This is a genomic window from Pantoea rodasii (genome assembly GCF_002095465.1).
GTDB lineage: Bacteria > Pseudomonadota > Gammaproteobacteria > Enterobacterales > Enterobacteriaceae > Pantoea > Pantoea rodasii.
This window is the reverse complement of the sequence record NZ_MLFP01000002.1, coordinates 226,562-242,545: the sequence shown is the minus strand read 5'-3', so window position 1 is coordinate 242,545 and position 15,984 is coordinate 226,562. Positions and strand designations below refer to the sequence as shown.

General features: G+C 45.1%; 9 protein-coding genes, 1 tRNA gene and 5 pseudogenes. 10 read left to right on the top strand and 5 right to left on the bottom strand.

Annotated features, from left to right (window positions below):
• Positions 1-123: 123 nt before the first annotated feature.
• The 6 genes and pseudogenes from HA45_RS03500 to HA45_RS03475 all read left to right on the top strand — a co-directional run bounded on the left by HA45_RS03500 (position 124) and on the right by HA45_RS03475 (position 8,973).
• A pseudogene (locus HA45_RS03500) lies at positions 124-3,550 on the top strand (DEAD/DEAH box helicase family protein).
• A gap of 86 nt (positions 3,551-3,636) precedes the next feature.
• The gene (locus HA45_RS03495; RefSeq protein WP_100702339.1) at positions 3,637-5,259 is read left to right on the top strand and encodes a type I restriction-modification system subunit M; all 1,623 of its coding nucleotides are present in this window, start codon (positions 3,637-3,639) and stop codon (positions 5,257-5,259) included.
• Positions 5,256-6,422: a restriction endonuclease subunit S gene (locus HA45_RS03490; RefSeq protein ID WP_100702338.1), complete on the top strand. Its 1,167-nt coding sequence runs from the start codon at positions 5,256-5,258 to the stop codon at positions 6,420-6,422. The genes HA45_RS03495 and HA45_RS03490 overlap by 4 nt, the downstream gene beginning before the upstream one ends.
• A gap of 17 nt (positions 6,423-6,439) precedes the next feature.
• Positions 6,440-6,823 (top strand): AAA family ATPase, encoded by a 384-nt coding sequence (locus HA45_RS03485; RefSeq protein ID WP_128598885.1) that lies wholly within the window; start codon positions 6,440-6,442, stop codon positions 6,821-6,823.
• Positions 6,824-7,134: 311 nt separating this feature from the next.
• A complete protein-coding gene (locus HA45_RS03480) occupies positions 7,135-8,103 on the top strand; it encodes an AAA family ATPase (protein WP_158087306.1) in 969 nt (322 codons plus the stop codon).
• Entirely contained in the window at positions 8,104-8,973 is an 870-nt protein-coding gene (locus HA45_RS03475; protein ID WP_128598883.1) for a hypothetical protein, read from the top strand.
• A 108-nt stretch (positions 8,974-9,081) separates the two neighbouring features.
• Here HA45_RS03475 and HA45_RS03470 read toward each other — a convergent pair.
• The 4 genes and pseudogenes from HA45_RS03470 to HA45_RS03455 all read right to left on the bottom strand — a co-directional run.
• Positions 9,082-9,346, bottom strand: a pseudogene (locus HA45_RS03470) (integrase); the annotation flags it as partial.
• A gap of 162 nt (positions 9,347-9,508) precedes the next feature.
• Positions 9,509-10,658: pseudogene (locus tag HA45_RS03465) on the bottom strand (tyrosine-type recombinase/integrase); the annotation flags it as partial.
• A 173-nt stretch (positions 10,659-10,831) separates the two neighbouring features.
• Positions 10,832-10,908 (bottom strand) — tRNA-Arg (locus HA45_RS03460).
• A 175-nt stretch (positions 10,909-11,083) separates the two neighbouring features.
• On the bottom strand, positions 11,084-11,587 hold the full coding sequence (locus tag HA45_RS03455; protein ID WP_100702718.1) for a DUF1198 family protein: 504 nt from the start codon (positions 11,585-11,587) through the stop codon (positions 11,084-11,086).
• Between the two features lie 176 nt (positions 11,588-11,763).
• Here HA45_RS03455 and folD point away from each other — a divergent pair.
• Positions 11,764-12,629: pseudogene (gene folD / locus HA45_RS03450) on the top strand (bifunctional methylenetetrahydrofolate dehydrogenase/methenyltetrahydrofolate cyclohydrolase FolD).
• Positions 12,629-12,841, top strand: coding sequence for a ribosome-associated protein YbcJ (gene ybcJ, locus HA45_RS03445; RefSeq protein ID WP_034828230.1), 213 nt, complete (start codon positions 12,629-12,631; stop codon positions 12,839-12,841). Before folD ends, ybcJ begins: the two are co-directional and overlap by 1 nt.
• A gap of 172 nt (positions 12,842-13,013) precedes the next feature.
• On the opposite strand, the gene cysS is transcribed toward ybcJ, so the two are convergent.
• Positions 13,014-14,399 carry a cysteine--tRNA ligase gene (gene cysS / locus HA45_RS03440; RefSeq protein ID WP_100702335.1) on the bottom strand — a complete coding sequence of 462 codons (1,386 nt, stop codon included), beginning with the start codon at positions 14,397-14,399 and terminating at the stop codon, positions 13,014-13,016.
• Positions 14,400-14,617: 218 nt separating this feature from the next.
• On the opposite strand from cysS, the gene ppiB reads away from it, so the two are divergent.
• Both ppiB and lpxH read left to right on the top strand, forming a co-directional pair.
• Positions 14,618-15,112, top strand: a complete 495-nt coding sequence (gene ppiB, locus HA45_RS03435) for a peptidylprolyl isomerase B (RefSeq protein ID WP_100702334.1) — start codon at positions 14,618-14,620, stop codon at positions 15,110-15,112.
• A pseudogene (gene lpxH / locus HA45_RS03430) lies at positions 15,112-15,827 on the top strand (UDP-2,3-diacylglucosamine diphosphatase). Before ppiB ends, lpxH begins: the two are co-directional and overlap by 1 nt.
• The last annotated feature ends 157 nt before the right edge of the window (positions 15,828-15,984 follow it).

Here is a 15,984-nt window from a genome sequence, read left to right as displayed (position 1 = left end):
CTATCTGAACTATAGGCATATATTTACTGCTAAACCTTTTCTGCAGCTCACAAAAATTACCTACAAACCTGTGATAAAATCAACTGATATCTTGTTGTATCCATTGCATAAGGTAACGATTTAATGGAGCAGTCTCGCAATTTTGAAATGCTACGCAGTCAGTGGCCTGATTTAGCAAGCCTTGCGACCGCAGCAGAACAGTACGTCCATTCGGATCCAGAAAGTTGCTTAGTTAAGCTACGCAACTATGATGAGCAAATTGTCCGCTGGATCTATCGACAGGAACGACTTCCTGAAGGCTTCAAAGCTAGCTTGTATGATCTGATGAATGCTTCTGTATTTACTAGCATCATGCCTGAAGCAATTTTAATGAAAATGGACGCCCTGCGCATTCATGGCAATCGCGCAGCTCATGGCAGCACCATTAAAGCTCAGGATGCATACTGGTTGTTAAAAGAAGCATTTCTATTAGGGCTATGGCTTTACGTTCGTTACGCTCAGGGGAATGTTGATGACTGCCAACCTTTTGCTCTACCCCCATTGTCTGATGTTCTAAATACTTCAGTTAATCTTACAGAACAGCAAAAACGTTTAGATACGGCGATCAAAGATCTTGATAGTGCTCGCGAGCGGGAAATTGCGCTTCAGCGCGCATTGCAAAAAGAGCAGGAAAAAACAGAAATACTTGAACAACGCCTGCATGAAGTAAAAGATCGTAACCAGCAAGTTGCTGACATTCTATCACTTGATGAAGCTGAAACTCGCCGCCACCTGATTGACTCACGCCTCATTGCTGCAGGCTGGGATGTAGCTCCCGACGCTGCCAATACTGAACAGGTATCTCAGGAGCATCCTGTTAAAGAACAACCAACGACATCAGGCAACGGATTTGCAGATTATGTACTGTGGGATGATAGCCACAAACCGATTGCCGTAGTTGAAGCAAAAAAAACTAATGTCAGTCCAGATAAAGGTCGGACACAAGCCAGACTATATGCTGATTGGCTGGAGAAAGAATACGGCCAACGTCCTGTTATTTTTTACACCAATGGTTACGTTATTTATCTGTGGGATGACCATAAAACTCAGGCTACCCGCCACGCAAAGTATTCGGTTTCTACAGTAAAGAAGCCTGCAATATCTGATTCAACAACGCGAAACCCGCTTACCACTGAATGAAGTTCCTCACGCCAGAGACAGTAAAGGTGAGCTTGTCGCTGGCCGCTTGTATCAACAAGAGACCCTGGCGAGGGTGAGTGAACGTTTTACACAGAAATATCGTCAGTCGCTCATTGTACAAGCTACTGGCACGGGAAAAACTCGAGTTGCTATCGCTTTAAGCAAACTAATGATTGATGCCCGCTGGGTGAAGCGTGTGTTGTTCCTTTGTGACCGTAGAGAACTACGTAAGCAGGCAGGGAACGCGTTTAAACAATACATCAGTGACCCTATGTATGTCGTTGGCGTATCTCCAAAGAAAGATATGCTTAATGCCCGTGTCTATATAGCGACCTATCCAGGGATGATGAACATCATGGATCGCTTTGATGTTGGTTATTTCGATCTCATTATTGCTGATGAATCACACCGTTCCATCTATAACGTATACGGTGATTTGTTCAAATATTTTGATGCGTTACAGGTAGGTCTGACAGCGACCCCTATTGATATGGTCAGCAAAACTACTTTCGGGTTGTTTGGCTGTGAAGGGCGCATTCCTACGGCCAACTACAGCCTGGAAGATGCAATTGCAGACAACAATCTGGTGCCATATGAAGTTGTCACCCACACTACACAGTTTTTACGTGAGGGAATCAGGCGCGATAACTTAAGCAATGCTCAGATACGTGAACTAGAAGAACAGAATATTGATCCCAATACACTGGAGTTTGATAACAAAGCCATCGATGATCGGATCTATAACCGAGACACTAACCGGCTAATTTTACGTAATCTGATGGAAAATGGCATCAAAGATAAAGACGGCCAGCTTCCCGGCAAATCAATTATATTCGCCAGAGGGCACGACCATGCCATCTTGTTGAGAGAGCTATTTGATGGAATGTACCCGCAGTTTGCTGGCCGCTTTTGTCAGGTTATTGATAATCAGGAAACCAGGTCGGAGCAGCTGATAGAAGATTTTAAAGGGTTGGATGAAAGTACCAACAAAGAGCTTATCATCGCTATTTCGGTTGATATGTTGGATACCGGCATCGATGTACCAGAAATCGTCAACTTGATTTTTGCAAAACCCGTTAAATCAAAAGTGAAGTTCTGGCAAATGATTGGCCGTGGAACACGTTTAGCTAAAGGTCTGTATGGCGTTGATGAGAATGGAAAATCGCTGGATAAAGAGAAATTCCGCATTTTTGATCACTGGGGTAACTTCGAGTATCACGAACTAAATACAGAGGAAATCGAGGTTACAGCTAGCAAGCCCTTAGCACAGAAACGTTTCGAGGCATGGATTGAGCTAGGCCGGGCAGCATTACGAAAGTTTGATAAACAAGCAGTTAATCGAGTAGCCGCACAGCTATTGGTACAAATTAATGCTCTTGATGAAAATTCCATAGCAGTGCAAGAAAGATGGCAGCAAAAAGCACAATGTAGCGATGAAAGGCTCTTGCAACAATTTGCCCCACAGACCCAACAGGTATTAATCGATTTTATTGCTCCACTAATGCAATGGGTAGATGTACGCGGCCAAAGCGACGCAATGCGTTTCGATATGGATATGCTAGCTGCACAAACAGCCCGTTACACCAACATAGAAGAACTTGATGTACTCTGGCCTACGGTGGTTGAAAAGCTAGAAAGGCTTCCCCGTCATTTAGTGCAGGTACAGCAACAAGGGGCTCGCATAAACAATTTGCGAGAACTTCCTTGGTGGAAACAAGCTAGTTTTAATGATTTCGAAGATATGCGTATCCATTTGCGTGGCATCATGCATCTGATGGAAAAAGAAGTCATACCTCAAGTTGGACCACTCACGGTAGATGTTACTGAGGATGTAACTCAGATAGAAACCGGCATCAGGAAAACACAAGTTCGAACTATAGATTTCAGACTTTGGCGTCAACAGGTTCAAGGGGCACTGGAACCATTATTCAAGCAAAATACCGTGCTCAAGAAAATTCGCCATGGTGAACCAGTGACACCTGAAGAGCTAGACGAATTGGCAAAACTTGTACTAATTCAGAACCCTAACGTCGATATTCGCGATCTGAAAAGCTTCTTTCCTCAAGCAACTGCCAGTCTGGATAAGCTGTTGCGAACGATTATCGGTATGGATGGGCAAGCTGTTACCGAACGCTTTGCTATGTTTGCTTCTGAAAATCACCTTAACAGCCAGCAGATTCGTTTCCTGGAGATGCTCAAAAATCATATCCGTGATTACGGTACTATCGAGATGAAACAGCTCTTCGAACAGCCATTTACCCAGATACATGGTGGGGGTGTCACCGGTATCTTCCCGGATATGCAGCAGATCGTAATATTGCAAAAAATCGTAGAAGAGTTGGGTGTAGTCATTCCGTCACCGGCGCTATAATATCCTCATTCAAGCCTCGTACACATCGGGGCTTTCTCTTTTCTAAGCTGCCAACGGTAGCGATAAACGTGAATTAAAGAAGCCTTATGATCACTAGAGAACTAAAAAGTAGCATTGATAACTTATGGGAAGATTTTTGGGTTGGCGGTATCACTAATCCCCTGACCGTGATCGAACAAATCACCTATCTAATGTACTCACGGATGCTCGACAGCCTTGAGCTGAGGGACGAAAAGCGTAAACAACTGACAAAAATCGATTTCAAACCACGCTTTGCCCCTGAACAACAAGAGTTTCGTTTCAGCCAGTACAGCAATTTAGGTGCCGATGAAATGATGGAAGTGGTACGTGACGGCGTATTCCAGCATTTTCGGACACTAGGCAACAGTGATTCACTGTTAGGCAACTTTATGAAAGATGCCCGCCTAGAGATAGTTAAACCGTCACTATTGACCAAAGCAGTTGAAATGATCAAGAACTTGCCTTTGGATCGAGGAGATACCAAGGGTGATTTGTATGAATACCTGCTTAGCAAACTAACAACCGCAGGTATTAACGGCCAGTTCCGTACACCCCGCCACATCATCCGCGCCGTCGTAGAGATGATGGAGCCTAATCCTGCTCGCAATGAAACTGTCTGTGATCCTGCTTGTGGGACTGGGGGTTTTCTGGCTACAAGCTATGAGTATCTGCTGGAAAAATACAGCTCCCTTGAGTCGATTCATAGTGAATTAGGTGTGAATGAGCGAGGTGAACTGGAAGAACAGAAAATTTTTACAGGTGATCTGCTAACCGATTATCGTGCTCACGTGGATCAGAACATGTTCCATGGCTATGACTTTGACACCACCATGTTGCGCATCGCAGCAATGAACCTGATTATGCATGGCGTAGAACAGCCTGGTATTCATTATCAGGACACTATGAGCCAAAGCTTCAGTGATAACTTCCCAAAAGCGAGTAAAAATGCCTTCCATTTGATTTTGGCAAACCCACCGTTTACGGGCTCACTAGATGAAGAAGATATTGATCCTTCTTTGTTGGCAACAGTAAAAACTAAAAAGACTGAGTTGCTCTTCTTAGTTCGTATTTTACAGATGTTGAAAGTAGGTGGCCGCAGCGCGACTATAGTACCTCAAGGGGTACTATTCGGCTCAAGTAAAGCACATCAGGCGCTGCGTAAAACGCTGGTGGAAGATAACCAATTGGAAGCGGTTATTAATTTACCATCCGGAGTATTCAAACCTTATGCTGGTGTGGCAACGGCAGTTCTTATCTTTACTAAAGGCGGCCAAACAGATGAGGTCTGGTTTTACGATCTTCAAAATGACGGTTACAGCTTAGATGACAAACGTAATCCAGTAAAAGAAAACGATCTACCCCATCTTATTGCTAGTTGGAAACATTACCGCCTAAGTAAAGGGTTACCAGCAGATAACTTTATCGGTGATAAATTCAGCACTCTTTTGAAAGAGCAGTATCCGCATGGAACCAATTTATCTACTGATTATCAAGATCGTACCAAATCAGCCTTTGTTGTTTCTAAGACAGATATCGCAGCCGAGAAATATGATCTTTCAATCAACCGCTACAAGAAAGTAGTTTATGAAACTGAGTTTTTTGAGGAACCAAAAGTAATATTGAACCGGCTGAAAGAATTGGAAAAAGAGATCTTAGCTGATTTAGATGTACTGGAGGGAATGCTGTGAATGTTCGCTATCTAAAGATCGCTGATTTCTGTGAAACAGGAAGTGGAGGTACACCTAGTAAGTCTAAACCCGAGTATTATGAAGGCGGAAGTATTCCTTGGATAAAATCAGGCGATTTAAAAGAATCAATAATTTATGAAGTCAAGGATTTTATCACTGAGGTTGGGCTAAAAAATAGTAGTGCTAAAATAGTTAAAAAAGATGCAATTCTATTGGCAATGTATGGCGCAACAGTTGGTCGCTTAGCAATATTAGGTATCGATGCATCAACTAACCAAGCTGTATGTAACATTCGCCCAGATGCTAAAGTCGCAGATTTGAAATATCTTTACTTTTTTTTAAAGAGTAAAATCAACTATTTCCTTAATAGTGCTGTTGGGGGAGCTCAACCTAACATTAGCCAAGGCCTGATAAAGTCTTTAGTCGTGCCTCTTCCTAAATTAGAAGAACAAAAACGCATCGCAAAAATTCTTAATCAAGCTGAACGTATTCATGCAATTCGAGAGAAGACAATAAAATTATCGGATGACTTGCTAAGATCTACTTTTTTAAATATGTTCGGCAACCCATTAAATAACCCAAAAAAGTTTCCAGTTGGCACTATTCGTGACCTTGTTAGCTCAGTAGATTATGGCACTTCGAACAAAGCTTCTGATACTAGTGGTAAATACCCAATACTCCGAATGGGAAATATTACTTATCAGGGCTATTGGGATTATGAAAATTTAAAGTATATTGATTTAGATCACAGCTCCAAAGAAAAATTTCTAGTTCGAAAAGGTGATTTGCTTTTTAACAGAACTAATAGCAAAGAGTTAGTAGGGAAAACTGCTGTTTTTGATAATGACACTGAGATGGCATATGCTGGATATTTAGTAAGACTAAGACCAAATGATAAGGCTAATAGTTACTATATTTCTGGGTACCTAAACTCTGCACACGGCAAAAATACTTTACAGAACATGTGTAAAAGCATTATAGGTATGGCAAACATTAATGCTCAAGAGCTTCAAAATATAAAAATTTTAATACCACCTAAAGAATTGCAAGAAAAATATCAAGAAATATACACTTTAGTTAGAAGCAGAATGAATAATTACATTGATAGCAAAAGAGAATTAGAAAAATTATATAACACTCTTAGCGGCCAACTTTTCAACTAAAAAGCAGAGGTTGTTTCATGAGATTAACAAAACTTACTTTAACTAATTTTAGATCTTTTAGAGCCCCCCAAACGATCGAGTTCGCTCCTATTACATTGTTATTTGGCCCTAATAGTGTAGGAAAGTCTACCATTTTAATGGCTCTTTTCTATTTGCAGCAAATAATAACAAAGGAGCAATGTAATCCTACGAAAATAGATGCGATGGGTGAAAAAAAGATAGATGGCTTCAAGTCACTTGTAAGTAATGGAGATCTTAATAGTGAAATTAAGATCGAAATTGAATTTCTGACTGAAACAACCATTGGTAATGAATACAGTGAATATATTGACAGAATATCAGATCTAACAGACTTAGATATTATAGAAGTAAATGATTTATCTAATGAAGCAAAAAAATAAAACTAGATTTTCTAATTTCATGGTCATTTGCAAAAAGAAATGCTTATGTTAGAGAATATACGGTAACAACAAACGATGAGCTCATTGGTGTACTTCGCTCGAATGAACACTTCGATAAAGCCATCATCAAAAATATTAATTTCTTACATCATTTAATCAATGATGCAGAGATACCGTATGAAAGTAGCGACGATTTATATGAAAATATTTTTCATGAAAAATACAATTCTCTTATTGGTGGTAGAAGAGCTGATTTTTTTTATAAAAAAATTAATGAAGATGACGATGATTCAAGTATCGATGAAAACTCAGTGAGACCGGTGTTAATAAAGGGGTTTGCAGGTGCACTACCTCCTTTGGGCACTCTGGTACAAACAAGCCTAGAGACATCTGAACCGGCTAATATCTCTGAATTAATAAATAATGATATTATCAATAGAGCATTAACCCAAATATTTACATCTCCTCTTGATAAACTAAAAATACTTTTAGATGAGAGTGTATCAATAGGTCCAATCAGAATTGTTCCCGATGCTTCATTTAAACCAAATCCTTACACAGAGCAAAAAAACTGGTTTAATGGGACTGCTGCATGGGACATACTTTATCAATTAGAAAATAATATTGGCGATGGAAATTTAACTGGGAAAATTAATGACTGGTTACTATCTGAAGAAAAACTTAATAGTGGCTACAAAATTCAAAGGCAAATAAATTTACAGGAAATAATAATTAACAACATACTTGGTTCTGATGGAAAATCCGCCACTTGTTTCTTTGAACCAGATAACAATGCTTTTTTCAAAAAAAATGATGAGCCTCAGTTATTTTTTGTAAATAAGAATAATGATTTAAAACTTTACCCAAATCAAGTGGGCGTTGGTCTCAGCCAAATACTTCCAATAATTGTATCAGCCCATATAGTGAAAAATGGATTTATTGCAATAGAACAACCGGAACTTCATATTCATCCAGCGTTACAAGTTGCACTTGGTGACTTATTCACTCAACTTCAGGTACCACTAGTTACAAAACCAATGTTTATAATTGAAACACATAGTGAACATATAATACTCAGGTTGCTTCGAAGAATTAAAGAAAGCAATAATGATACACTACCAAATGATTTAATAAAGGTGTTTCCTGATGATATTAGTGTAACTTATATATCTGATTCTAGTGCTGGAGCTATCGTTAAAAAGATTGCAGTGACACAAGACGGTGATTTTGAATTTGATTGGCCGAATGGGTTCTTTGAAGAACGTTATGAGGAACTTTAAATGCTGAGAGAATATGCTATTGATCCGAAGGTAGTAACTTCAGATATTAATATTTTGCAAAGATTTTATGCAGAGTTTGGAGCTGATAAAGGAAGAGTTATTGCAGAAGTACCCTTACGTTGGTTTCAAAGTTTTAAAACTGAACTTGATAAGTTAGGTTTAAGACCAATTGAAAAAGCAAGATATTTAGAAAATCTTAATAAAAAGATTAAAACCACTCTGATATCGCGAGGCGATAGACGACTCGCAGAAGATGAAAGCTGGATTACACATGTTGTAACCATTCATGATAGAGAGCAATTCAATGCAATTCTGTCTGATAATGATGACATTAACAGGAAAATTTATAATTATCCGAGGATGATTGAATTTACTCCCATTAATTGGGAGATCGCACATTCAGTTAGCGTAGAACCTACAGCTGATGATATAGTAAATACAATCCAAACATCAATAAATTTATCTACTCAATTTATGTTCATTGATCCCTATTTTAATATCATTGACGATAGATTTAGATCTCCATTTTTCAAATTCATTACTAAAATAAAAAATAATAGAGCCCGAACCAACTGCCTACAGTTACACTTATGTGAACAAAATGATATTAGAAGAAGCCAAATAGAACGTAGTATGAATGACCATTTAGTTCCATTTTTGAAAGATGGGTTTAAAGTCGAGGTACATATCTGGCCAAAAAAATATATCCATGATAGGTTTATTCTTACAAATAAAGTTGGATATTCATACGGCCATGGATTTAGTACAGGGGATGATTTAAATATTAATATCACTCGATTAAGTGAGGACTTGCGAGAATATGAGAAAAAAGGTTTTGTGATTATACACAACGACTGGGTGAATCAATGATATTTACCAGCACATAAAAATCCGGATAGCTACTCATATCAAATTATGATAAACGATTAAACAGAGCCCGCAGAAGTAAAAAATTAAAGCCTCTGCGGGGTGAAATTGTTAGAGCTTCCCGAAGTCAAATGGACTGCCCCCTTCATCCTATTCACATCCAGATAATTCGCCCAACACTGCAACATCAGCCTCAGTTCACCCAGTGCTCAGCCTTATGAATATAAGCTGCACGCACAGCATAACGTTCCTAGTGACTCAACTGCCGCTCTACCGCATCCTTCGACCACAATCCCAGCTCAATCAGAGAACTACAAGCTATCGTCCTGAAACTGCAACCATTCCTGTAAACCTCAATTTTAGTATCGTAGCCCATACCCGCATCCTAGATACCTTTTAGTCACAGTCTGTAACGCGAAAATAACTAGCTCATCACGCGTTTTATCGCATTATGCAGGTTGTCCGTTGCGAAGACCAAACTCATACCGATACTTGCCATTCCAATAACCATATGAAGCTCAGTAAAATTTTTTTTACCTAAGCCATCCACATAACCCCCATACCACTGCAACATCTCCCTACGCTGCTCCAGATACTGAGCATTGTTGTACGTCCCACGAATCGTTCTTGTCCACATGCGCCAGCTGCAACTCTATCCACGCTGTGTTATAGCCCTGCTCATACAAAATGGTACTCATCGTGTGTCGGAATCCATGCCCAGAGGCCTTCCCATGATATCCAATCCGCTTTAACACCTGATTGATACTCGCTTCACTCATTGGTTTAGTTATGTCATTCCGCCCTGGAAATACCAGCGAAAAACAACCGGTAACCGCTTGGATCTCGCGCAGCGCTTCAACCACCTGAGTTGACATTGGCACCATATGTGGCCGTCGCATCTTCATGCGTTCTTTTGGCACCTCCCAAATCGCTTTATCAAAGTCGAACTCTTTCCACTCCGCCAGACATAACTCAATGGTGCGCACACCGGTTAGCATCAGAATACGCGTTGCAAGACGAGTAATTGGGCTACCTGAATAAGCTTCCAGCGCTTGTAGAAACTCAAGCAGCTCTTCAGCGAGTAAATGAGGGAAATGTTGCGACTTTGGTGTTGCCAAAGCACTGGATAGCTCAGAAGCAGGATTACTCTCCGCCCGGCCAATGACAATTGCGTATCTGAATACCTGGTTACACGCCTGTCGGATTTTGAGCAATTTGTCGAGAACACCGCGCTTTTCTAACTTACGTAGAGTCGTCAGCATCTCCAGCGGCTTTATCTCTGAAATGGGTCGCTTGCCGAGATCTGGGAAGATGTCTTTCTCAAAAGCTTCCATCAAGTCGTCAGCGTAGCCCTTCGACCATCCGGTACGCTTAAATTCATGCCATTCCAGCGCGATAGCTTTGAAGTTATTTTCAACACTCGCCTTTTGCGCCAGTCTTTCAACCCGCTTCTCTTCGCTTGGATCTCCACCAAGCGCAACAACCTTGCGTGCTTGCTCTCGCTTCAAACGAACATCTGCCAATGAGATATCGGGATAAACGCCGATAGACAGCTTTTTCTCATTACCCAGCACGCGATATTTAGCACCGTTGGGTTTGTTCAGCAGTTAAAGCCCACCGCCATCCGCCAGTTTGTATTCTTTATATCTTAGTTTTGCAGTGTCGATCTGCCGTGAATTTAGTGGCATAGGGGACCCCTAATTTCCATTGAACGAGATGAGCCCTCGCAAAGGCCCCAGACACCACTTGATTTGGGTAGAACCAAGTAGACTTTGGTTGAGCTCGCGAAAGAAAAATCCAGCTATATCAGGGAGTATAAAGCAAAGAAAGAGAGTTCTGTAGAAATGTGTTGACTTGAAAATGGTACGCCCTACAGGATTCGAACCTGTGACCTACGGCTTAGAAGGCCGGTGCTCTATCCAACTGAGCTAAGGGCGCATAGTGGTTGCGTCGGATTATACGTTTGCACGCTCTCGCGTCAACGTTTTTGCCGCCCTGCGGCTCCAGAGTGTTGAATCATTGAACAATTCGTCCTGAAGACCCAGCAGTACGCCCCACATCGCGCGCCATCCGTCCACAATCCCCATGCCCATGCTCAACACTCCCCCTACCCTCAATGCCGCTTACGCCACTCACTCAGCGACACCAAATTACTCACCTCGCCAGCCTCCCCTTCCAGCTCGATCCCCTGCTGCGTAAACCGCGCATTATACTGCTCCCGCAGCGCATGCAGTTCCGCACTCTCCGGCTCCAGCTGCCGCAGAAATCCCAGCGCCAGCAACAGCTGCTGCCGCGAAATCAGCCCTGAAAACCCAGCCCTGGTCAGAATCCCGTGCCAGCGCACCGCGTTCTCGTCACTGCCATCGACAATCAACACCTGCCAGATCAGCATCACCGCTGCGCCGTTTGCCAGATGGGTTTCATTATCGCCCGCGATGTAATCGGTGAACTCTTTGGCCGCGTCCTTGCCCATCAGCGACAGCATCGATTCGATGTGCACCGGGGGCAGTTGCAGCCTTTTACTCAGCCCTTGCGCAGCATGGCGCGAACCGGCCGTCAGTAGTTGAAACCCTACAACAAACACCACCGCCAGCGTGGCGAGTATTAACCAAATCATCACGGCATCCACATAATTTCCTGAGGGACATAATACGCGCTAAGGCGGCCTCACGTCACTGCGGAAAGTCGTGAAACACACAGGCGAAATGAATCTCTACCTGACAGCCGGACGCGCTTCTGACAGAATAGGCACCAATCCCCGATTTAACTCTCTACAGATGGATTTCCTCTCTGATGGCAGCAAAAATTATTGACGGTAAAACGATTGCGCAGCAGGTGCGCCTTGAGGTTGCCGAAAAAGTACAGCAGCGTCTGGCAGCCGGTAAACGTGCACCAGGTTTGGCAGTGGTGCTGGTGGGTGAGAACCCCGCTTCGCAGATCTATGTCGCCAGCAAACGTCGCGCCTGTGATGAAGTGGGCTTTATCTCCCGCTCTTACGATCTGCCTGCGACCACCAGCGAAGCCGAACTGCTGGAACTGATCGATACGCTGAACAATGACAGCGAAATCGACGGTATTCTGGTTCAGCTGCCGCTGCCAGCCGGCATCGATAATGTCAAAGTGCTGGAACGTATCGTGCCGGACAAAGATGTCGATGGCTTCCATCCGTATAACATCGGTCGTCTGTGCCAGCGTGCGCCAAAGCTGCGTCCTTGTACGCCACGCGGCATCGTCACGCTGCTGGAGCGCTACAATATCGATACCTACGGCCTGAACGCCGTGGTGGTTGGCGCATCCAATATCGTCGGTCGTCCGATGAGCATGGAGCTGCTGCTGGCGGGCTGCACCACCACCGTCACGCACCGTTTCACCAAAGATCTGCGTCATCATGTTGAGCACGCCGACCTGCTGGTGGTGGCGGTCGGTAAACCGGGCTTTATTCCGGGTGACTGGATCAAGCCAGGCGCGGTGGTGATTGATGTTGGCATCAATCGTCTGGAGAGCGGTAAAGTGGTGGGCGATGTGGATTTCGCGAGCGCTTCTGAGCGTGCGTCTTATATCACCCGGTTCCCGGTGGCGTCGGTCCAATGACCGTTGCGACCCTGATTCAAAATACATTAGTCGCGTGCGAAGAGTATCACGACGTGGAGGAGGCATAATGGCCAGTTTTTCTTTGGGCGAACATGCTCACGTTGATTTGTGTGACCTGCTGAAACTTGAAGGTTGGGTGCAGAGCGGTGCGCAGGCAAAAGTGGCCATCGCAGATGGCGAAGTGCGTGTTGATGGCGCAATCGAAACGCGTAAGCGCTGCAAGATTGTGGCAGGCCAGAAAGTTGAGTTCGCCGGTTATAAAATTACCGTTGTAGCTTAAGCATTCAGGCAATGAAAAAGGGGCGAACTGCGGTTCGTCCCTTTTGCTATTCTGCGGCTGGTAAATTCAGGTACGCATAAGCGTGAACCCTGCAACCTGAGAATTCGGGTGCTGATGACAGCGCACCCTTCAATCTGCCTATTTGGGTGCCAATAACGCGCACCCGACGATATTACTTACGACGCCAGCTCGAACCCTGCGGACCATCTTCGACAATCACGCCCAGCTCATTCAGCTTGTCACGCGCCACATCCGCCTGTGCCCAATCTTTTGCGGCACGCGCATCAGAACGCGCTTTGACCCAATGCTCGATCTCTGCCACTTCGTCATCATTCACTTGCGCACTGCTCTGCAGGAACTGCTCTGGATCCTGTTGCAGGATGCCGAGCACGTTCGCCAGCTGACGCAGTTTCGCGGCCAGTGCATCAGAGGCGGCTTTGTCTTCAGTTTTCAGGCGATTGACTTCACGCGCCATGTCGAAGAACACCGAGTAGGCTTCCGGCGTGTTGAAGTCGTCATCCATCGCGGTGCGGAAGCGCGCTTCAAACTCTTCGCCACCTGCAGGCGTAGCGCTGGCATCGGTGTGACGCAGCGCGGTATAGAGACGCTCCAGCGCCGCACGTGCCTGATTGAGGTTATCTTCGCCGTAGTTAAGCTGGCTGCGATAGTGGCCAGACATCAGGAAGTAACGCACGGTTTCGGCATCGTAATGCGCCAGTACATCGCGCACGGTGAAGAAGTTGCCGAGTGATTTCGACATCTTCTCGCGATCGATCATCACCATGCCGGAGTGCATCCAGTAGTTGACGTAATCGCCGTCGTGCGCACAGGTTGACTGCGCCACTTCGTTTTCATGGTGCGGGAACATCAGATCCGATCCGCCGCCGTGGATATCGAAGTGGTTGCCGAGCTGTTTGCAGTTCATCGCAGAACACTCGATGTGCCAGCCCGGACGACCGTTGCCCCACGGCGAATTCCACGCGGGCTCATCCGGCTTAGACATTTTCCACAACACGAAGTCCATCGGGTTGCGTTTGATTTCGGTGATTTCAACGCGCGCACCGGCCTGTAGCTGATTCAGATCCTGACGCGACAGCACGCCATAACCTTTGTCGCTCAGCACATCAAACATCACGTCGCCGTTGTCCGCCACATAAGCGTGCTTACGTTCGATTAAGCGCTCAACCAGTTCGATGATTTCAGGGATATGGCGCGTGGCACGCGGCTCCAGATCCGGCGGCAGGATACCCAGTGCGTCAAAATCTTTGTGCATTTCAGCGATCATACGGTTGGTCAGCGTTTCAATGCTCTCACCGTTTTCGTTGGCACGTTTGATGATCTTGTCATCAATATCGGTGATGTTACGCACATACTTGAGCTGATAGCCCACATAGCGCAGATAACGTGACACCACATCAAATGCAACGAAGGTACGCCCATGACCGATATGACAGAGGTCGTAAACCGTAATCCCACAGACGTACATGCCGATCTGACCAGCGTGGATCGGTTTGAATTCCTCTTTCTGACGGCTCAGGGTGTTATAGATCTTCAGCATTGAACGATTCCGTTATTAACGTTTGCGGGATACGCCTTTCCAGCGTAGCTGGGTATTGTGCCGTATTTTTCTCAGTTGTGCATCGCTCGCTTACCTTCTGTGGCTGCCTTACTGACGAGGCATCGGAATTTGTGATATAAGAGGCGTCTACAAAAATGCCCCGCCGCTTAGCAGGCGCGGCAGTTGATACTGACGACACCCGTAACAGGACGAATATAATGGTCACTTTCCAGACGAACCATGGCGACATCGTAATCAAAACCTTCGATGACAAAGCGCCGGCTACCGTGAAAAACTTCCTGGACTACTGCCGTGAAGGTTTCTACGACAACACCATCTTCCACCGTGTTATCAACGGTTTCATGGTCCAGGGCGGCGGTTTCGAGCCTGGCATGAAGCAGAAAGACACCAAAGAAGACATTCGTAACGAAGCCAACAACGGCGTGAAAAACACCAAAGGTACGCTGGCAATGGCCCGTACTCAGGCGCCACACTCCGCGACTGCACAGTTCTTCATCAACGTAGCAGACAACGACTTCCTGAACTTCCGTGACGAAAGCCTGCAGGGCTGGGGTTACTGCGTGTTCGCCGAAGTGGTTGAAGGCATGGACGTGGTTGAGAAAATCAAAGCGGTGAAAACGGGCCGCAGCGGCATGCATCAGGACGTTCCGGTTGACGACGTTGTCATCCAGAAAGTGACTGTTAGCGTGTAATGTCGCGCACGCTGTTTATCGCAGATTTGCATCTGTGCACAGAAGAACCGGCAATTACTGCCGGTTTTCTGCATTTTTGCAGGGTGAAGCGCGCGATTGTGATGCGCTTTACATCCTCGGCGATCTGTTTGAAGCCTGGATTGGCGACGACGATCCCAATCCGCTGCATGGCGAAATCGCCGCAGCACTGCAAGCCCTGCCAATCCCCAAATTCTTTATCCATGGCAATCGAGACTTCCTGCTTGGTAAGCGTTTTGCGCGTGAAAGCGGGATGACGTTGCTGCCGGAAGAGCAAGTGCTCAGCCTGTACGGCCATCGCGTGCTGATTATGCATGGCGATACCTTATGTACTGACGATGAAGGCTATCTTCGCTTCCGCGCCAAAGTGCATCAGCGCTGGTTGCAGCGTCTGTTCCTCGCCCTGCCGCTACGCATCCGCATGCGCATCGCCGCACGTATGCGCGCCGACAGCAAGCAAGCCAATCAGCACAAGTCGATGAGCATCATGGATGTTAATCAGCAAGCCGTGATCGATACGATGACGCGCCAGCAGGTGCGGATTCTGATTCATGGGCATACTCACCGTCCGGCGGTGCATGAGCTGGTTGTGCAAGGTGAAAGCGCCCAGCGCGTGGTGCTCGGTGCCTGGCATGAAAATGGCTCGATGATTCAGGTCGATGCCGATGGCGTGCAGCTGATCGAATTTCCGTTTTAAAATCGATTCCTAATAGTCGGGCGCGCCAGTGCTCGGCACTTAGCGGGATGAAGATTCATCATCTGCCCACCTTCACGCACCATTGCCCGTTTTCCGGCTACGCAACCGTTTTCCTTGCTCTCTTCTCATGCTATTCTCTGTGCCCTTCTTTACCTGC